This is a genomic window from Jeotgalicoccus marinus DSM 19772, assembly GCF_000425825.1.
Classification (GTDB): Bacteria; Bacillota; Bacilli; order Staphylococcales; family Salinicoccaceae; genus Jeotgalicoccus; species Jeotgalicoccus marinus.
Map to the genome: position 1 here is coordinate 70,445 of NZ_KE384460.1, position 18,890 is coordinate 89,334.

Genomic DNA, 18,890 nt, shown 5'->3' on the forward strand with positions numbered 1-18,890 from the left:
TCCTCAAACGATATTATATTAACTTAGTATACAATAATAATTATATAAAATAAACGCATACCGTTTGAAATTATGAATAAGTACTTTATACTGTATATATGGATGGAATTAGAAAAACGCTTAAAAACGAAAGTGAAATAATTTCATTTTTAATACACTGTAATTGAAATTTATAAAACTTTATTGGGAGGCCTTTTTATGGCGTACACACAGTTAACGAGTGAAATTTTAGAAGGTGAAACAAAAGCTGTTATCAAAACAAATATGGGTGACATCACTGTAAAATTATTTAACGATGTCGCTCCTAAAACAGTAGAAAACTTTGTAACTCATGCAAAAAACAATTATTATGATGGATTAATATTCCACAGAGTAATCAAAGACTTTATGATTCAAGGTGGCGACCCTACTGGTACAGGCATGGGTGGAGAAAGTATTTGGGGTCAACCATTTGAAGATGAGTTTTCAATGGAGGCATTCAATTTATACGGCGCTTTATCTATGGCGAATGCTGGACCGAACACAAATGGGTCTCAGTTCTTCATTGTTCAATTAAAAGATGTGCCATCAGACATGCTATCTCAATTAGAAGGCGCAGGTTATCCTGCTGAAATTATAGAAAGCTACCGTTTAAATGGTGGGACGCCTTGGTTAGACCACCGTCACACAGTATTTGGACATGCTATTGAAGGTATGGATGTAATTGAAAAAATTGCAGCTGTTGAAACAGGAAGACAAGATAAACCTGTAGAAGATGTCGTTATTGAAACGATTGAAATCACAGAGTAAGGTAGATTTTTAAAATATATAAGTGTTTAAAGTTTAGATCTTAGTATAGCTCTTCAATAATGAAGGCGTACTAAGGTCTTCTTTTTTATTTAGTGTGTTAATAAAATGTAGAAAAAAACTATCACAAATTAGTCATTATTACTATCTTTATTTAATAAATCACTCTGATATACTAAGCAATGTGAAGGTGAGTGATTTAAAGATGATGCCATTCTTATATTTTCCTGAAGATAAAACAGAATATATTCCTGCACTAATAATGCTCTTAATATTTATGCTCTTGGCGTTTATCGTCTATAAACTCGTCAAAAAATATTCTCGTAATGAAGAGGAAAAAATGAAAGAGTTTGAAGAAAAGGTTCTTGAAAGACTAGAACACGAAGAGCAGGAGAGAAACAACAAGAACTAGATTCAGCCTTAAAAATATTGAAGTGACTTACATATGATATGACTTCGAGCGAAATTAGACTCGGAAGTGGCGTGTGCCGTGTAAAAATCTTAAATTTAAGATTTTTACACGGTTTTTTTGGTTGTTTTAAATACTTGTGTTAAGATAATTATGATTAATACAGAAAAAGCAGGGATATCATGGCAAAAAAATACCGAGTTGGCCAGTTCGTAAAAGTCAAAGTTACTGGTATTCAGTCGTACGGTGCTTTTGTCAAAACTCCTGATAATCGCGATGGTCTGATCCATATTTCTGAAGTGATGAACGATTATGTTCACGATGTGAATCAATACCTGTCCAAAGGACAGATTGTTAAAGCGAAAATTGTTAGCATCGATAACAATGGAAAAATTAGTTTATCGTTGAAAGAAAATGAATACTTTAAGAACGAAGAGAAAAAAAGAGATAAGCGTTCAGTATTGGAGAAGATTAAAGATACCGAAGCGTACGGCTTTCAATCTATTGAAGAGAGAATGCCAGGTTGGATTAACGAGGCATTAGCCCGCATGAACGAATAAGTAATATTAAGGATCTGCTATGCAGGTCCTTTTTATTTTGAGAATATTTATACACAGTTTGCTTATAAATTCGTTTAGTAATATGGTTTAGTAAAGTATAAAATATCGTTGTAATGTATACGTTTTCAAACGTTGGTTTATAAGCACTTAACTGAGTAAATAAAAAGCTTGCTAAATATGTTAATCACAGTCATTATGTAAATAAGAGATGTAAAAATTCTGTATATTATGAGAGATTTTAAACATTTAAGGAGGATTAATATGACAAAAACACAAGATATTATTAAGGCGACAGAAAAACACGATACGGATATTTATAAACCACTACCGATAGTAATTTCAGAGGCAGAAGGTTCATGGGTAAAGGACCCTGAAGGTAATAAGTATTTAGATATGCTAAGTGCTTATTCTGCTGTAAACCAGGGGCATCGTCATCCTAAGATTATTCAAGCACTTAAGGATCAAGCAGATAAGGTGACCTTAACTTCACGTTCTTTCCACGTGGATTGCTTGGGTGAATGGTATGAGCAACTTAGCCAATTATCAGGGAAAAACAGAGTGTTACCGATGAATACAGGTGCTGAGGCTGTTGAATCTGCAATCAAAGTGGCAAGACGATGGGCTTATCAAGTCAAAGGGGTAGCATCAAATCAAGCAGAAGTTATTGCGATGAAGAGTAATTTCCACGGGCGTACGCTTATTCCAATGTCCATGTCTTCTGAAGCAGCTTACCGTAAGGATTTCGGACCTGAAGGTGAAGGCTTTGTGCTCGTTAATTATGGTGACCCAGAGGCACTAGAGGATGCGATTACTGACAATACAGCAGCAGTAATACTAGAGCCAATCCAAGGTGAGGCAGGCGTGAATATTCCACCTGCAGGTTACTTGAAAAAAGTTAGAGAAATATGTGATAGAAATAATGTCTTATTCATATCCGATGAAATTCAAGCGGGCCTTGGCCGTGCAGGTAAAATGTTTGCGACTGACTGGGATGAAGTTGTACCTGATATGTATATTCTAGGAAAAGCTTTAGGCGGTGGAGTTTTACCAGTATCAGTTGTCCTCGGTGACGATGAAGTCCTCGGTGTGCTTGATGAAGGATCACACGGTTCTACATTCGGAGGAAACCCTCTGGCAGCACGAGTGTCTCAAGCGGCCTTGAATGTTTTAATTGATGAGAAATTGCCAGAGCGTTCACAGGAACTCGGTGAGTACTTGCTTAACAAGTTAAAGGAAATCGATCATGAAGCCATAGTGGACTTAAGAGGTAAGGGTCTATTTATAGGCTTAGAATTAAATAAGTCAGCGCGTCGTTTTTGTGAATTGTTAAAAGATGAAGGTGTCCTTTGTAAGGAAACACATGGTACTGTCGTTAGATTCGCGCCACCTTTAGTCGTATCAAAAGAGGATTTAGACTGGGCAGTGGAAAAAGTGAAGAAAGTTTTCTCGGAAGATGCTTTCTAAAATATTTCTTTATGATACAATACAATTGTATGAAAACAGTTACAAAAAGAGGCGGATAAAATGTCAGAAGAAATCAGTTTAGTTGAATCAACACAGAGTGTCATTAAAGAAGCGTTAGATAAACTTGGTTATAACGATGATATGTACCAATTAATCAAGGAGCCAATGCGTTCATTAAAAGTTCGTATCCCTGTTAAGATGGACGATGGCTCAGTTAAAGTATTTACTGGTTTTCGTGCACAGCATAACGATGCTGTAGGACCAACAAAAGGTGGGGTCCGTTTCCACCCTGGTGTGTCTGAAGACGAAGTAACTGCATTATCAATGTGGATGACTTTAAAAGCAGGTATTGTTAACCTACCTTATGGTGGAGGTAAAGGTGGCATCATCTGTGATCCGCGTGAGATGAGTATGGATGAAGTTGAAAGATTGTCACGGGGATATGTTCGTGCGATTTCTCAAATTGTTGGACCGACAAAAGATATTCCTGCACCTGACGTATTTACAAACTCTCAAATCATGGCATGGATGATGGACGAGTACAGTGCCATTGACCAGTTTAATTCACCTGGATTTATTACAGGTAAACCGCTTGTCTTAGGCGGATCAGAAGGACGTGACAGAGCAACAGCCCTAGGTGTTGTTGTGTGTCTTGAAGAAGCGCTGAAAAAACGTGATATGAAGATTGATGATATTCGCATTGTCATTCAAGGCTTTGGTAACGCCGGGAGTTTCTTATCTAAATTCCTCTTCGATAGAGGCGCGAAAATCGTAGGAATTTCCGATGCACACGGTGCCTTACATGACCCAGATGGTTTAGACATTGACTATCTTTTAGAACGTCGTGATAGTTTTGGTATGGTGACGAACTTATTTGATGATGTCCTATCAAACTCTGAACTATTCGAATTAGACTGTGATGTTATTATTCCAGCAGCAATAGAGAACCAAATTACAGAAGCTAATGCAGATAAGATTAAAGCTAAAATTTTATGTGAAGCTGCAAACGGACCGACAACGACAGAAGCGACACGTATTCTAACTGATAGAGGCGTACTTATAGTACCGGACGTACTTGCGTCTGCAGGTGGGGTTACTGTATCTTATTTCGAATGGGTTCAAAATAACCAAGGTTATTACTGGACTGAAGAAGAAGTAAACGAAAAAATGGAAGAAAAATTAGTTTCAGCATTTAACGAAATTTATGAACTCCATGAAAATCGCCAAATCGACATGAGACTAGCAGCTTATATCGTTGGATTAAAACGTACAGCAGAAGCTTCACGCTACCGTGGTTGGGCGTAAATATTACTTAAATAATTGTTAAAGTCCGTAGGCTATCTTTGTTGTTGTAAGGATAGTTTACGGACTATTTTTATATCTATTTTAAAAAAATATTGATTTTTATACTTGCCAAATCAAAAATTAGTTGATAGTATGATAATCAAATTAACAGAAGATTAGTAACATATACCGATTTTTAAGAGAGCCGGTGGTGGTGAGAACCGGTAAATCGCATGTGCGAATGGACTTCTGGAGTAATAACAAAATTTATTAAATTTTATAACTAAACGAGTGGATCGATTCTATCGGTCAATATAGGTGGCACCGCGGCTCTCCGTCCTTAATATTATATATTAAGTGCGGAGAGCTTTTTAGTTTTAATTAAATATTAGCAGTTGGATATAGTAGCAGTAATTTGTTGTTAACAGCGAACCGGGATGGTGGAAACCGGGAACAAGACTTACTGACGAAGTGGAATCTAAACAATACTGTTCGGGTCATGCCGTTATCCATTAGAGTGAAGCATAGCTTCAATTGAGGTGGTACCACGGTGTTAATCGTCCTCCATGACTTTGTCATGGGGGACTTTTTTAATTTAAGGAGGAAGTAAAAATGACAATGATAACTACAGCATTAAACAAAGTATCAGCAAAAAGAGACTTAACATATGACGAAATGTATCAATTATTCACAGAAATTCTCGATGAGAAAGTTTCAGATGAAGCACTAAGACAATTCATTGTAGCCTTAAGTGAGAAAGGTGAAACGGAAGATGAAATCACAGCAATTGCAGAGGTATTGATAAGTCATGCAAATGATATTCCGGACTTTAACGGACAGGCAATGGACAATTGTGGTACTGGTGGAGATCGCTCGGAGAGCTTTAATATTTCAACCACGTCAGCCTTTGTACTCGCGAGCGCCGGAGTCACTATTGCCAAACATGGTAACAAGAGCATAACAAGTAAAACAGGTAGTTCGGATGTACTTAGACAACTTGGTGTTGATTTGAATTTCGACAGCGAAAGAGTGGCGAGTGAGTTAAATGATATCGGTATTTCATTCCTAAGTGCACCGCATGTACACCCCAAGATGAAACAGATTATGAAAGTAAGATCAATGATCAAGACACCAACAGTATTTAACTTCATTGGTCCATGTATTAGTCCCATTAATCTCAGTTATCAGTTTTTAGGTGTATATGACCGAAATAAATTGATGACAATTGCTAAAGTACTCCATCGTCTAGGTAGAAAAAATGCAGTTGTGATTAACGGTGCAGGGAATATGGATGAAGCAACCTTACTTGGGAAGAATCATCTCGTTTTCTTAAAAGATGGCGAGTTTAAAGAAATGGAGCTCGACCCAACAGAATATGGACTAACACTATGTTCTAAAGATGATATCAAAGGTGGCGATGGTGAGGAGAATAAAGAGATTCTAATCAATATCCTAAACAATAAAGGTACAAAAGCTCAGACAGAAACCATTACCTTAAATGCAGGCATTGCACTCTATGTAGCAGAAAAAGTTGAGTCGATCGACGAAGGCATTGAGTTAGCAAATGAAATTATAAAAAGTGGTAAAGCATATCAAACGCTCGAAGCAGTTAGAAAAAATCATGAGGTGTTAGCGTAATGACAATCCTAGATACATTAGTCGAAGTGAAAAAGAAGGCATTAAAAAATTTCCCAGAACATGTAGAAGTAATTAAAAGAGAAAAACCAGTCGACTTTGTGAACGTACTTAAAACTCAAGATGACATCGCTCTAATAGCAGAAGTTAAACGTGCTTCACCCTCAAAAGGTGAAATCAATTCAACAATGAATCCCATAGAACAAGCACAAAGTTATGTTGAAGGTGGGGCTGATGCTATCAGTGTCTTAACGGAAAGAGAATACTTTAAAGGCACATACAATGATATGTATGAAATTTCAAAAGTGATTCAAAAGCCAATTCTTAATAAGGACTTTGTCATCGATAAGCGTCAAATTGCAACTGCTTATAACAATGGTGCTGATATAATTCTCCTCATTGTCACAATTCTCGATGATGCAAGATTACAGGGACTCTATGATTATGCAAAATCCTTAGATCTCAGTGTCATTGTTGAAGTACATGATGAAACAGAGCTTAAACGTGCTCTTAAAATTTCTCCAGAAATTATTGGTATAAACAACAGGGATTTAAAGACTTTTAAAGTAGATATCAACAATTCTAAAAATTTGATTGCTAAAAGTGGACGTAAGGATATTCATTTTATTGCTGAGAGTGGTATACAAAACGGAAAAGATTCAAGTGCAATGTTAGTGGCCGGTGCAAGAGGTATTTTAGTCGGGGAATCTCTAATGAAAGCAGATAATATTGTGGACAAAGTCGAAGAACTAAAAGGAGGCAAACTACGTGAAAGTTAAAATATGTGGCATTAAAAATACAGAAGAGGCTCTAGCGATAACTGAGGCTGGAGCAGATTTTATAGGTATGGTATTTGCCCCGAGTAAACGACAAATTAATATTGAAACAGCCAAATCGATCACATCAGCTTTAAAAAGTTATTCAACTAAAACAGTGGGTGTATTTGTGAATCCGACTGAAGAAGAGCTTGAGCTAGCTTTAGCAAGTGGATTGGATTATATACAATTTCATGGTGATGAATCAGTTGATTTGGTACAAAAATACAAAGAGAGAGCAATCAAAGCTTTTCCATCTGATTCCGTAATCACTTATAAAGAAAAATTTTCTTATCCAGCTGATTATATTTTAATCGATAGTCCACGTAAGACTCACTACGGTGGAAGTGGGGTTGCCTTTGATTGGTCAAGCTTACCTCAAGCTGAAATAGACAAAGACAGGTTTGCACTCGCAGGTGGCTTAAATCCAGGCAATATCAAAGCGGCAATTAAAGCAGCAAGACCCACATTGGTAGATGTTTCAAGTGGTGTCGAAACAAATGGTGAGAAAGATTTAAGAAAAGTAAAAGAATTTATAAATAATATAAGAGGTGTAGAAAATGAATGAAGCTATAAAAGAAATCAAGGGTAAGTTTGGTCAGTTCGGTGGCGCCTACGTCGCAGAGTCACTTGTTGCAACACTAGAAGAATTGGAAGCTGCTTATGAAAAGGCCAAACAAGATCCAGACTTCCAAAAGGAATTTGACTATTTAATGAAGGAATATGTAGGACGAGAAAACCCACTATACTATGCTGAGCGCTTAACTGAAAAACTAGGTGGCGCAAAAATATATTTAAAAAGGGAAGACTTAAATCATACTGGTGCACATAAGATTAACAATGCAATCGGACAAGGTCTTTTGACTAAATACATGGGGAAAACAAAAGTCATTGCAGAAACTGGTGCGGGTCAACACGGCGTTGCCACTGCAACAATTGCAGCACTATTAGGCTTAGAATGTAAGGTGTTTATGGGTGCCAAAGACGCAGCGAGACAAGAATTGAATGTATTTAGAATGGAGCTTCTTGGTGCAGAAGTCATCAAGGTAGAACAAGGGACGAAGACCTTAAAGGATGCTGTCAATGAAGCTATGCGTTACTGGGTACAACATATGGAAGATACGCATTACGTCATTGGATCAGCCTTAGGTCCACACCCATTCCCAGAAATTGTCCGTGACTTCCAAAGTATTATTTCTAAAGAAGCAAGAGAACAAATCTTAGAAAAAGAAGGTCGCTTGCCAAACAAAGTCATTGCCTGTATAGGTGGAGGCAGTAACGCAATTGGCATGTTTACGAACTTTATCGAAGATGAGGTAGTTGAAATTATCGGTGTAGAAGCTGCGGGTAAAGGGATTGATACAGATGAAACTGCGGCTGCAATTAACAAGGGCTCAGTCGGCATTGCACACGGTGCAAAAATGCATATGTTACAAGATGACAACGGCCAACTCCTAGGCACACATTCCATTTCTGCAGGCCTAGACTACCCAGGAATCGGTCCTGAACACAGCTATCTGCATGAGATAGGTCGAGCTAAATACGAATATGCAAACGATAAAGAAGCCCTAGCTGCCTTTCAAGAATTATCTAGAACTGAAGGTATTATTCCTGCTCTAGAAAGTTCCCATGCTTTAGCATATGTAATTAGAGTTGCCCCAACTTTAGCAAAAGATGAAATTATTGTTGTTAACTTATCAGGTCGAGGGGATAAGGATGTACAACTCGTTAAAGACGCCTTAGAAGGGATGAATAAAAATGACTAAGTATCAAATAAGAGATACTTTTAAACAGCTTGATATGGATGGGAATAAAGCTTTTATTGCTTATTTAATGGCTGGAGATGGTAGCTTAGATCAACTATTAAATCAAATTCAAATCCTCGAAGATTCTGGTGTGGATCTAATTGAGATTGGTGTGCCTTTTTCTGACCCAGCGGCAGATGGCCCGGTCATTCAAGATGCAGGACTACGTGCATTAGAAAAAAATATTAGTTTAAACGATATTTTAAACAAATTAAGTGAAATCAAGGATGAAATCCATATACCATATGTACTGATGACTTATTACAACCCAATCTTTAAATATGGCCTTGAAGCTTTTAAAGAAGTTGCAGTTGCAGCAGGTGTAAGTGGATTGATTGTTCCTGACTTACCGTTAGATGAAGAAGCTGAACTTAAATCTGCACTTGTTGACTCCGACTTAGCCATCATCAGGTTAGTAACCTTGACTACGTCGGATGAGCGATTGAAAAAGATAGTTTCAGAGGCAGAAGGTTTTATATACGCAGTAGCTGTCAATGGTATAACTGGAAAAAGAGTGGGCTATAGTCAGGAAGTATATGATTATCTTGAAAGAATTAAGAAATATGCCACAATTCCTGTTTGTTCTGGATTTGGCATATCTAATAAAGAGAATGCAAAGGCCTTAGGCGGGTACTGTGATGGTGTCATTGTCGGTTCAAAAATTGTAGAACTTCTGCATAATGGAAAGACAGAAGAGATTAAGAATTTAATTCCTGAAAAGTATATTTCAAGTGTAAATTAGAGAAATAATTTGGATATAAATGCTATAATAAAGCAAAATAATTTAATACCAAGACTAAGAGACTATATATTATATATAGTCTCTTAGTCTTTAAAATGGAGATTTGAACGTGAACGATATTATAGAACTTTTAACGACAGAGCAAGGTATTGAAAGACTATTTGATCAATTTGAACAGCTTGGTATTCTTTTTGGTTTTCTTCTTGTCATGCTTGAGGCATTTTTACCATTTTTACCGTTAGTTGTTATCGTCATTTTAACTATAAATTCATATGGTGTTGTAGTCGGTTTTTTAGTCAGCTATACTGCATCCGTTGCTGGTTCCTATCTGGTCTTTTTAATCGTTAGACACATCTTTCGGGAACCTGCTCAAAACTATATTGAAAAGCATGATCGTTTGAATAAGATGCTTAAGTTTGTGGATGATAGAGGCTTTAGCTTCTTATTTATATTGCTGTGTTTACCGTTCACACCTTCGTCTATTATCAACGTAATCACTGCTTTATCTAACATTAGAAGAGATGTATACTTATATATATTATTAGCAGCAAAATTTATAATGATTTTATCGATGACATTGGTCGGTTACGATGTAACCTCGTTCTTTGATTCGCCAGTGAAACTTATAATTTCATTAGCCTTTTTAGTAGTGCTCTATGTACTATCAAAATGGTATCAAAAGTATCTAGAGAAAAAAATTAATAAAGAGAAGAAGGAAAAATAAGAGGTGGCATCAGTGTTAAAAGAAATACGTGAATGGTTAATTGCTATAGCTATCGCCCTTGTCGTGGTTGTTGTAATACGAATGTTCTTATTCACTACTTACTCAGTAGATGGCTTAAGTATGGATCCTACTTTTGAAGAAGGAGACAGGGTAATTGTAAATAAGTTTATATATGATATTGCTGATGTAGAAAGAGACGACATTGTAGTCTTCGATTCTCATAATGATGCAGCCTACGTTAAACGTATTATTGGTGTACCCGGTGATAATGTAGAAATGAGAGATAGAGTAGTCTACGTCAATGGTGAACCTATTGAGGAAGACTATGTTGTCCATCAAGGCGAGACATATATGGATAATTTTACGCTTGAGTCACTTGGAGTAGAAGAAGAAACGATACCAGAAGGGCAGTATTTAGTGCTCGGTGATAATCGACCGATTAGCCGTGATTCTAGAGATTTTGGACTGATTACTGAAGAAGATATCATCGGCGAAGTTCAATTAAGATTTTGGCCATTTAATGAAATAGCAATTGATTTTTAAGTCGAATCTAAGAAAAGGAGATATTAGTTTAACTAATATCTCCTTTATTTAAAGTGAGGTATGGTTCTATGACGATAACAATATGGACAGGTACAAGTGGTACAGGTAAAACGAATACTATGTTTGAAGAGATTTATAAGAAAACAAAAGATGATCCACTAGGATCTTCAATTTATATTATTACCCCAACTCAAAATACACTGACATATGAACAATTGATTGCCAGACAAGAAGATGGTATGGCTGGCGGAAGTATGCGTACAGGTGTCTACAGTTTTTCAAGATTGATGTGGCACGTATATAATGAGCTTGGCCAACCTACAAAAAACGTCTTGTCTGAAGCAGGACACATTATGCTGATTCATAAGCTGATGAATGATATAAAGGATAAGCTAAAGTACTATCATACTTCACAAGGCTACATAAAATTTTCTGAGAAAGTGTTAGATCAAATTACTGAATTTAAGGCCTATAACATAGAAACAAAACATCTCTTAGACTTAAAATTTTCAAAAGGCAGAACGACAGAAAAGTATGAGGACTTAGCAATTATTTATCAGCGTTGGCAAGAGGAAATTGAATCATATAAAGTTGAAGACTTAAATATGATTCCGCATTTTATTGAGAGTATAAAAGAAGCGAATAGTTTAAGAACACTTAAGGATGCTGTAATTTATATTGACGGTTTTCATAACTTTACAGAAAGTGAGTTTGCCCTTATTTATGCGCTTGAACAAGAGGTTGGGGAAATCAATCTATTATTAACTCACAGAAAGTCTGATGGATATCAAGGTTTAGTAGATATCGATTTGTTTAGAAAAACTGAAGCGGTAATCAGTCGATTGCAGGAATTGTTTGGGGAAAATTACTTGAACTTCAGACATTTTAATCAGGAGTTTTTGCGTGCAAAAAATTCTGGATTAAGTCAATTAGAATTATTTATAACAACGGGTCAACCGATGACAAATTATGATGGTATTACGATTACTGAGTCACCTTCACCAGAAGAGGAAATAAGAGAAGTCGCAAGAAATATAGAAACCCTAGTTAGAAACAATGAAGCGAGATATGCTGATATCGGTATTCTGTACCGTGATCAATCTTATGAAAATATTTTCAAGTCTATTTTTAAACAGTTTAATATTGCCTATCACATGGATATGGATCATTTTATGCATTGCAATCCTTTTACAGAATTGGTCATTGCCTTATTAGATTGCTATCAGAGTAGATTTCAAAGGTCTGCCTTTATCAATGTCTTAAAGACGGGCTATTTAAATAGAACGAAACATGATGAAATGCTTGTCATGCACCTTGAAAATATCATTATAGAACGTGGACTTACTGGCGGTGAGCTCTTTGACGATAAGCGTTTTACGATTGAATATAAACTGGGTATTGAAGGTGACATAGAGACTATAGATAATACAGAAGCTTTGAGTGAGATGATTCAATATAAGAATAGTAAACTTCACCAGTTACAACGGTTGTTCAATCAACTTGATCAAGGTGAGACTGCACAGGATTTTGTAGAAACGATTTACCAGTATATTGTAGATGAAGGCATTGAAGAGAAAGTTGCAAATGAAATAAAAGAATTAACGGATACCAATATTCGACTCGCTAATGAAACAGAGCAAGCCTATAATTTATTTATTCGATTATTGGATGATAGTTACACCGTTTTTAAAGATGAAAAAATTGAATTTAGCCTTTTTTACGATACTTTTACAGAAGGATTAAAACGAGCGACTTTCAATACACGACCAGCTGCTGTAGATCAGGTGATTATCGGGCTTCTAGATCTTGCTAAAGTTGAAAATAAAAAATATGTTTTTATAGTGGGTATGAATTACAACGTTATGCCACAAGAGTCTAGAAATACAGCCATCGTTACAGATGATGAAAAAGAAGTGCTGGAAGACAGAGGTATTATACTTTCTCCGAGTGCACGTACGCTTAGCCGTGATGAGAAATTTGTCTTTTACATGGGAATAAGTCAACCGACAAACCATCTCTTTATTAGTTGGTCGACGACTTTACAAAATAAAGAAGTGACTAAATTAAGTCCATTTGTCGAAGCATTTTTACCAATGGATGAAAGTCTGGTATTAAATTATAGCTATAGAAAGACTGCCCACTATGAACTTCATAATACACTAGGCTTAATTTCGAGTGTAAGAAGCATGGAGGCGCTCGAACACCATAAATTGAGAACCTTGATGACTTATGATTTAGAAGAATTTACAAGATTAGTTCGATTACCACAGTACAATAACTTCATAGGTGTCTATCATTTGCTGAAAAATAAAACAAATCATACGGTATTAAACCGTCTTAACCGAAACTTAACTTATTTAAATAGAGCTGAAGATATTAGAGAAGAAACGGCCATTAAATTATATGGTGATGAGATGAGAGCAAGTGTATCTAGATTCCAGTCCTATTTCTCGTGTCATTTCCAGCATTTCTCTAATTACGGAATGAAGCTGAATGTGAGACAAAATTATACTGTTAGACCACTAGAAATAGGGAACCTTTACCACAATGCATTAGAGCAAATTACAAAGCGTTTAGATATGACTTTAAAACATGACGATGAAGTGATTAAGAAAGCAGTAGTCAATTCGGTTGATAATGTTTTACGAACCATTTCTTACGGTATTTTTGAACGCTCAGAATATTTCTTATCGTTAAAAGAAAAAGCTATCTCTGCCATTACGACCACCTTGATGTTTATGAAGGATTTAGAGTATCTAGGCGATTATCAAATCAGCTTAATCGAAGCAACATTTGGAAAAAAATCAGATGATCTCGGTGAATTAGTCTTAGAAAGCGAAAACGGTAAAAAAATATACTTGAGAGGTAAAATCGACCGAGTTGATACCTACAATAATGCTTCAAATGTCTATGTCAATATCATTGACTATAAGTCTAGTGATCGGAAGTTGAAAAAAGAAGATGTGTTAAATGGTGTCGAGCTACAAATTATTACTTATATGTATGTCCTTATGAATCGTGCAAAAACTAAACTCGGTGGAGACATCGTACCTAATGCAATGATGTTCTACCATGTGAATGAACCTAAGGTGAGAGTGGACGATGAAGAAGAGGCATTGAAACTAAAACAGAATAAACTTAGACCAGATGGTTTATTTGTTATCGATGGTAATGATCTTAGCAGTAATACTGGTATGGATCATATGATAGAAGAAGAAAAACTCAGTGAGTATCTACCATTAAAATTAAAGAAAGATGGTAGTTTAGACAAAAATTCAGCGAAAAGAACAATGTCATCAGAGATGTTTGCACATTACTCTAACTTTGTAATGGAGCAATTTAAAACGGCAACTGATGAAATATATAGTGGGCGAACACTTGCGAATCCTCTTGAACATAACAATAGGTTACCTTGTGCTTTTTGTGATTTTAAAGCGGCTTGTCACATCGATAAATTAATCAATGAACATGATTACAGGAAAAATAAAATTACAGATGAAGATATTGAAGCGTTTGAAAGCGAGGTAAACAATGGTTAATTTTACTGACGCACAACTTGCTGCCATTGAGGCCACAGGCTCAGATATATTAGTATCCGCTGCAGCAGGTAGTGGTAAAACTGCAGTGCTTGTAGAACGTATTAAAAGAAATATTATCAGTGGAAATTACTCTATTGATGAGGTTTTTGTATCCACTTTTACCAATAAGAGTGCAAAAGACATGAAAGACAAAATCGAGCGCGCCTTGAGAGCAATCTATAATGAGACGAAGGATAAAAGAATTAATGAAGAAATCATTAAATTAAATGACGCGCATATATCAACCTTACACAGTTTTTGTTTGCATCTGATTCAAACGCACTATAATGCGATTGGATTACCACCTGATATGCGTACACTTGGTCAAGTAGAAGCAGAAATAAAGCTAGACAGTGTAATCAGTGAAGTACTTGAGCAATTTTATACAGATAAGGATCAGGACTTTTTACATCTGGATCAATTTGTGTCGAGTCTAAAAGATAATACTGAGCTTCACAAATTGATTATACGGCTATATAATACCGCGATAGCGACTGAAGACCCTAAAGTATTTCTCGACAGTCTAAAGGATCAATATATAAACGATGACCGTCTAAATGAAATACTCGATGCGTATAAAGCAATTAATTATAGAAAATTAAAGAAATTGGATGAAGATTTAAGTCTGTTGAAAGTCGAGTATGACCATATTGAGCGACCTGAAGAATTAAAGGAAAAAGCGATTAAAGATGCTTATGATAATTTAGACATCATGCAAAAGAATGTTGTCAATGCGCTAGCTTTATTTCATGACAACGGACAATTTTGCTTAGCAGAAGTAAAGCTATCCAATGGTAGGAATGCATTTATCAAAGCGGCTAATGCACAAAATAATGATTTTATAGAAAAACATAATAAACCGGTTAATGATGCCTACCAAGAACTATATAACCTAAAAGCCTACAGCTTAAGTGATGTAAGGGAAGAATTATCACCTTTAAATGGCATGAATAATCAGCTTCTTAAAATAACAGAGTCCGTTATTGATAACTATAAAAGAAGAAAACAACAGGCAAGTGAAATGGACTTTAATGATTATGAACATTTTGCTTTAGATATCCTCCTTGCAAATGATGGTGAAGTGCAACAGGAGTATAGAGATAAGTTTAAAGAAGTAATGATTGATGAGTACCAGGACATCAACCGCGTGCAAGAAGCAATTATTCAACTCTTAAAATCTGGAGATGAAGCGAATGGGAACCTCTTTATGGTTGGGGATGTTAAACAATCTATTTATCGTTTTAGGCAAGCTGCTCCTGATTTATTCATAGATAAAAGCCATCGTTTTAAAAAAGGCGAGGCTGGTCAACTCATCCAATTAAATCGAAATTTCAGGTCCCATCAAGAAGTACTCGATGTGACTAATCTCATATTTGAAAATATTATGGATGAGACAATCGGAGAAATTGATTATACCGATGAAGAGAAACTGATCAAGGGAACTGATGAAGTCGGGGATGAATCTAAGGTTGAAGTCCTACCCATCATCACGCCGAAGGAAACCACAGCAGATGAGGCGGATGAAATAGAGATTAAAGAATTAGTGGGTTTGGTCAACCGACTATACAATGACGGGGTGCCTTATGGTGATATCGTCATATTAAATCGCAACCGTTTTTCACCAGATAAAATCCGCTACGAATTTCAAAAGGCAGAAATACCAATTAGTGTTGATGTGAATAAAGGTTATTTTGAAACGTTTGAAATCATGACAATGAGAAGTATCTTGTCACTCTTAGATAATCCCTTACAAGACGATCATCTAATGGGTGTTTTAAGATTACCAATGTTTGGTTTTAATGAAGAAGCTCTGGCAAGAATACGCGCAAATTCTGATGAAAAGTATTTATACGAAGCCCTTTTAGAATTTAATGAAGATGAAGCAATCGTTCGAAGAATTGAAGATTTCTTAAGTACTTATGACGAATTAAAAGCACATTCTAAGTTTCTAAGTGTTTCGGAACTCATAGACGAAATATATTTTGAGTTAAATATTGTTGAGTTTTTCAGTGGTCTTCCTGGAGGGAAAACAAGACAGGCGAATCTAAATGGTTTAATCGAAAAAGCTTTGGAATTTGAAGCAATGAACAATTCAAACCTCTATCAATTTATTTCTTACATTGATTATTTAATCAAGGAAAATAAGGATTTTGGTGAAGAATCGCTAAGTGAAAGTGTAGATGATTCTGTTAGAGTCATGACAGTCCATAGTTCTAAAGGATTAGAGTTTAAACATGTTATATATGCTGATTTAAAACAGCAATACACAATGGACACAGTTTCTAAAGTTCTAGTGCATGCAAAGCTCGGTGTGGTCTTTAATCAATTTAAACCTGAACTGAACTTAACAAGTGATAGCATTCATGCTTTTGTCGCTAATGAGTATTTAAAATTAGAGCAACTTAGTGAAGAGCTTCGCTTAATATATGTAGCTTTAACACGTGCTGAGGAGAAACTCTACCTTCCGCTAGTGTATAAGGATGACATCAATTTCCTATATACTTTTGACCAGCTTAAAAAACCTTCAGTTGAAGTTCGCTCAAATCTTAAGTCTACTCAGGACTTCATTGCCCCGATTTTACTTGAAAGTCAACATGATGCAATTGAAATCAAGGAAGTAAGCGAGCAATCTGAAGCGAGCCAACACCCACATCAGTCCGCGGATTTAGATGATATAAAGGTGCTCGTTCCTGATATTAACCCTGAAGTCGCTGATCGCTTGTTTTACACTTATCCAAATCAACAAGACACTGAAATTGCAGCAAAGGAATCTGTGACTTCTATAAAGAGAAGAAATGAGACGATTCCGGATATGGCGACGGATGTTAGTCATAGGAATGAACCTTCTTTAAAAGTGCCGAACTTCTTAGCGTCTTCTGTAGAAGCACCAATCTTCGGTACAATTATGCATGAGATGATGATGAGAATTATGAATCAATGGCAGAGTTTAAGTGTAATGAATGAACAGGAAAAAGCGGGCTTTATAGATATTTTAATAGATAATTATGTTGTGAATTACGAGCAGTTAAGTGATTTACACATTAGTAAGCTTAAAGAAAATGCAGTGAGATTTTTTAACGATGACTATATGGTTAACTTGTTAAATCAGCAAATCGGGATATATACTGAGTTACCGTTTATTATGAATCAAGAAGCCATTATATATGGTGAACACGATTATCAATTGGTTCAAGGTATCATTGATTGTCTCTTAGTATTCGAAGATCATTACATCATTATTGACTATAAGACAGACCGGGTGAATGGTACACAGTTAAGCCCAGAAGACTTAAGAGATAGGTACAAGACACAAATGGACATCTATAAAAAATCTGCAGAAGTTGTTTTGAATAAACCTGTAGATGCGGTCCTATACTTTTTTGATTATGGAGCGATTTCACTTGAAACATACAAATAACACAATTTACTTTACAGCGGGCATAGCGATTTTCTCACTATTTCTTTATAGCGGCTTGTACTTTATGTTGCCTTTAAATGATATCAATCCATTTGAGTACTTTTTCGGAGCAGATTTAAATATCTACAATATCATTAACATATTTACAGGCGGGTCAGTGATACCTTTAATCGCGCTTATTGTTGGATATATCTTAAGTAAATATCAAACTGTAGAAAAAAGGCAAATTGCTAAATACTTAGCGATCATTTTAGGCATTATTGGTCTATCATCTGTATTAATTTTTCCATTTGATAATATGCTATTTCTAGTATTAATGACTTTTGTTGCATTGATTTTTGTCGGACGGCCATGGGTGATAACATTTGCAGCAGGTATTGCACTTTTCGCTGTACACTTACTTCTCAATGTCGTCTTGGAAATCATTAGAGGACTCAATTCAAATATTCAACACGTCTATTCTGGTATACAACAAGTTAATGAGTACATCAGCATCTATAGAAGTAGTGACTACTTGGCTATTATTAATCAAAATATAGATTATTTAACAGGTGATATAACAGGTACTATTATATTAATGTTGTTCATGATTTTACCGTGGCTTTTAATTGGTGTTGGACTACATCAACTTAGCCTAGAAACTTTTATGAAAGACAGCCCATACCTCAGTGGCGCAATGGTAATTGTATTGTTAACTGGAGGCATTTTGACAAAGCTCATTCAGATTTTACTCCTGGGTAATATTACTGGTGAGACGCTCGGTGAAGGGTTTGGAGGGCCAGTACTCGCCCTTGGCTACTTCTTATTACTAATGTATGCCGGTTCACATGTACCAAAGGCTATTTTCAAAGGATTTGTCAATTTAGGGCGACAGTCCTTAAGTGCCTATATTCTTTTCAATGTGTTGATGATGTTTATCTTCTTTGGATTTGGCTTAGCACTATACGGACAAATATCAGTGCAGGTACTGTTATTCATTGTCCTCGGCTTGTACTGCCTGCTACTGTTGCTCTTAAACTTTTTAAGTATTAGAAAGCTTAAATTAATAGAAGCAATTTTCAGATAAAAATATCGATTCACAAGAATAAATAAATATTTTTTGTTATACTGAATTAAACCAAACAAAG

Annotated in this window: 15 protein-coding genes and 1 other annotated feature; all 15 genes read left to right on the forward strand. The window is 35.8% G+C overall.

Annotated features, from left to right (window positions below):
* Positions 1 to 198: 198 nt before the first annotated feature.
* Positions 199 to 789 (forward strand): peptidylprolyl isomerase, encoded by a 591-nt coding sequence (locus H624_RS0109525; RefSeq protein ID WP_026867376.1) that lies wholly within the window; start codon positions 199 to 201, stop codon positions 787 to 789.
* 202 nt (positions 790 to 991) lie between these two features.
* The gene (locus tag H624_RS0109530; protein ID WP_026867377.1) at positions 992 to 1,198 is read left to right on the forward strand and encodes a hypothetical protein; all 207 of its coding nucleotides are present in this window, start codon (positions 992 to 994) and stop codon (positions 1,196 to 1,198) included.
* Positions 1,199 to 1,377: 179 nt separating this feature from the next.
* Entirely contained in the window at positions 1,378 to 1,755 is a 378-nt protein-coding gene (gene ygs / locus H624_RS0109535; protein WP_026867378.1) for a S1 domain-containing post-transcriptional regulator Ygs, read from the forward strand.
* Positions 1,756 to 2,016: 261 nt separating this feature from the next.
* Complete coding sequence (locus tag H624_RS0109540; RefSeq protein WP_026867379.1) at positions 2,017 to 3,219, forward strand: ornithine--oxo-acid transaminase; 1,203 nt, start codon at positions 2,017 to 2,019, stop codon at positions 3,217 to 3,219.
* 60 nt (positions 3,220 to 3,279) lie between these two features.
* A complete protein-coding gene (locus H624_RS0109545) occupies positions 3,280 to 4,524 on the forward strand; it encodes a Glu/Leu/Phe/Val family dehydrogenase (RefSeq protein ID WP_026867380.1) in 1,245 nt (414 codons plus the stop codon).
* A 135-nt stretch (positions 4,525 to 4,659) separates the two neighbouring features.
* Positions 4,660 to 4,848, forward strand: a binding site (T-box leader).
* 267 nt (positions 4,849 to 5,115) lie between these two features.
* Positions 5,116 to 6,141 (forward strand): anthranilate phosphoribosyltransferase, encoded by a 1,026-nt coding sequence (gene trpD, locus H624_RS0109550; protein ID WP_245570591.1) that lies wholly within the window; start codon positions 5,116 to 5,118, stop codon positions 6,139 to 6,141.
* Positions 6,141 to 6,917, forward strand: coding sequence for an indole-3-glycerol phosphate synthase TrpC (trpC, locus tag H624_RS0109555; RefSeq protein ID WP_026867382.1), 777 nt, complete (start codon positions 6,141 to 6,143; stop codon positions 6,915 to 6,917). Before trpD ends, trpC begins: the two co-directional genes overlap by 1 nt.
* On the forward strand, positions 6,907 to 7,521 hold the full coding sequence (locus H624_RS0109560) for a phosphoribosylanthranilate isomerase (RefSeq protein WP_026867383.1): 615 nt from the start codon (positions 6,907 to 6,909) through the stop codon (positions 7,519 to 7,521). The genes trpC and H624_RS0109560 overlap by 11 nt, the downstream gene beginning before the upstream one ends.
* Positions 7,514 to 8,719: a tryptophan synthase subunit beta gene (gene trpB / locus H624_RS0109565; protein ID WP_026867384.1), complete on the forward strand. Its 1,206-nt coding sequence runs from the start codon at positions 7,514 to 7,516 to the stop codon at positions 8,717 to 8,719. The genes H624_RS0109560 and trpB overlap by 8 nt, the downstream gene beginning before the upstream one ends.
* Positions 8,712 to 9,500, forward strand: a complete 789-nt coding sequence (gene trpA / locus H624_RS0109570; RefSeq protein ID WP_035857182.1) for a tryptophan synthase subunit alpha — start codon at positions 8,712 to 8,714, stop codon at positions 9,498 to 9,500. The genes trpB and trpA overlap by 8 nt, the downstream gene beginning before the upstream one ends.
* Positions 9,501 to 9,609: 109 nt before the next feature.
* Positions 9,610 to 10,224 carry a TVP38/TMEM64 family protein gene (locus H624_RS0109575; protein WP_156889182.1) on the forward strand — a complete coding sequence of 205 codons (615 nt, stop codon included), beginning with the start codon at positions 9,610 to 9,612 and terminating at the stop codon, positions 10,222 to 10,224.
* Positions 10,225 to 10,236: 12 nt separating this feature from the next.
* Positions 10,237 to 10,767: a signal peptidase I gene (lepB, locus tag H624_RS0109580; protein ID WP_026867387.1), complete on the forward strand. Its 531-nt coding sequence runs from the start codon at positions 10,237 to 10,239 to the stop codon at positions 10,765 to 10,767.
* Between the two features lie 68 nt (positions 10,768 to 10,835).
* On the forward strand, positions 10,836 to 14,306 hold the full coding sequence (locus H624_RS0109585) for a PD-(D/E)XK nuclease family protein (protein ID WP_026867388.1): 3,471 nt from the start codon (positions 10,836 to 10,838) through the stop codon (positions 14,304 to 14,306).
* A complete protein-coding gene (addA, locus tag H624_RS0109590; RefSeq protein ID WP_026867389.1) occupies positions 14,299 to 17,763 on the forward strand; it encodes a helicase-exonuclease AddAB subunit AddA in 3,465 nt (1,154 codons plus the stop codon). Before H624_RS0109585 ends, addA begins: the two co-directional genes overlap by 8 nt.
* Complete coding sequence (locus tag H624_RS0109595) at positions 17,747 to 18,829, forward strand: DUF418 domain-containing protein (protein WP_026867390.1); 1,083 nt, start codon at positions 17,747 to 17,749, stop codon at positions 18,827 to 18,829. The genes addA and H624_RS0109595 overlap by 17 nt, the downstream gene beginning before the upstream one ends.
* The last annotated feature ends 61 nt before the right edge of the window (positions 18,830 to 18,890 follow it).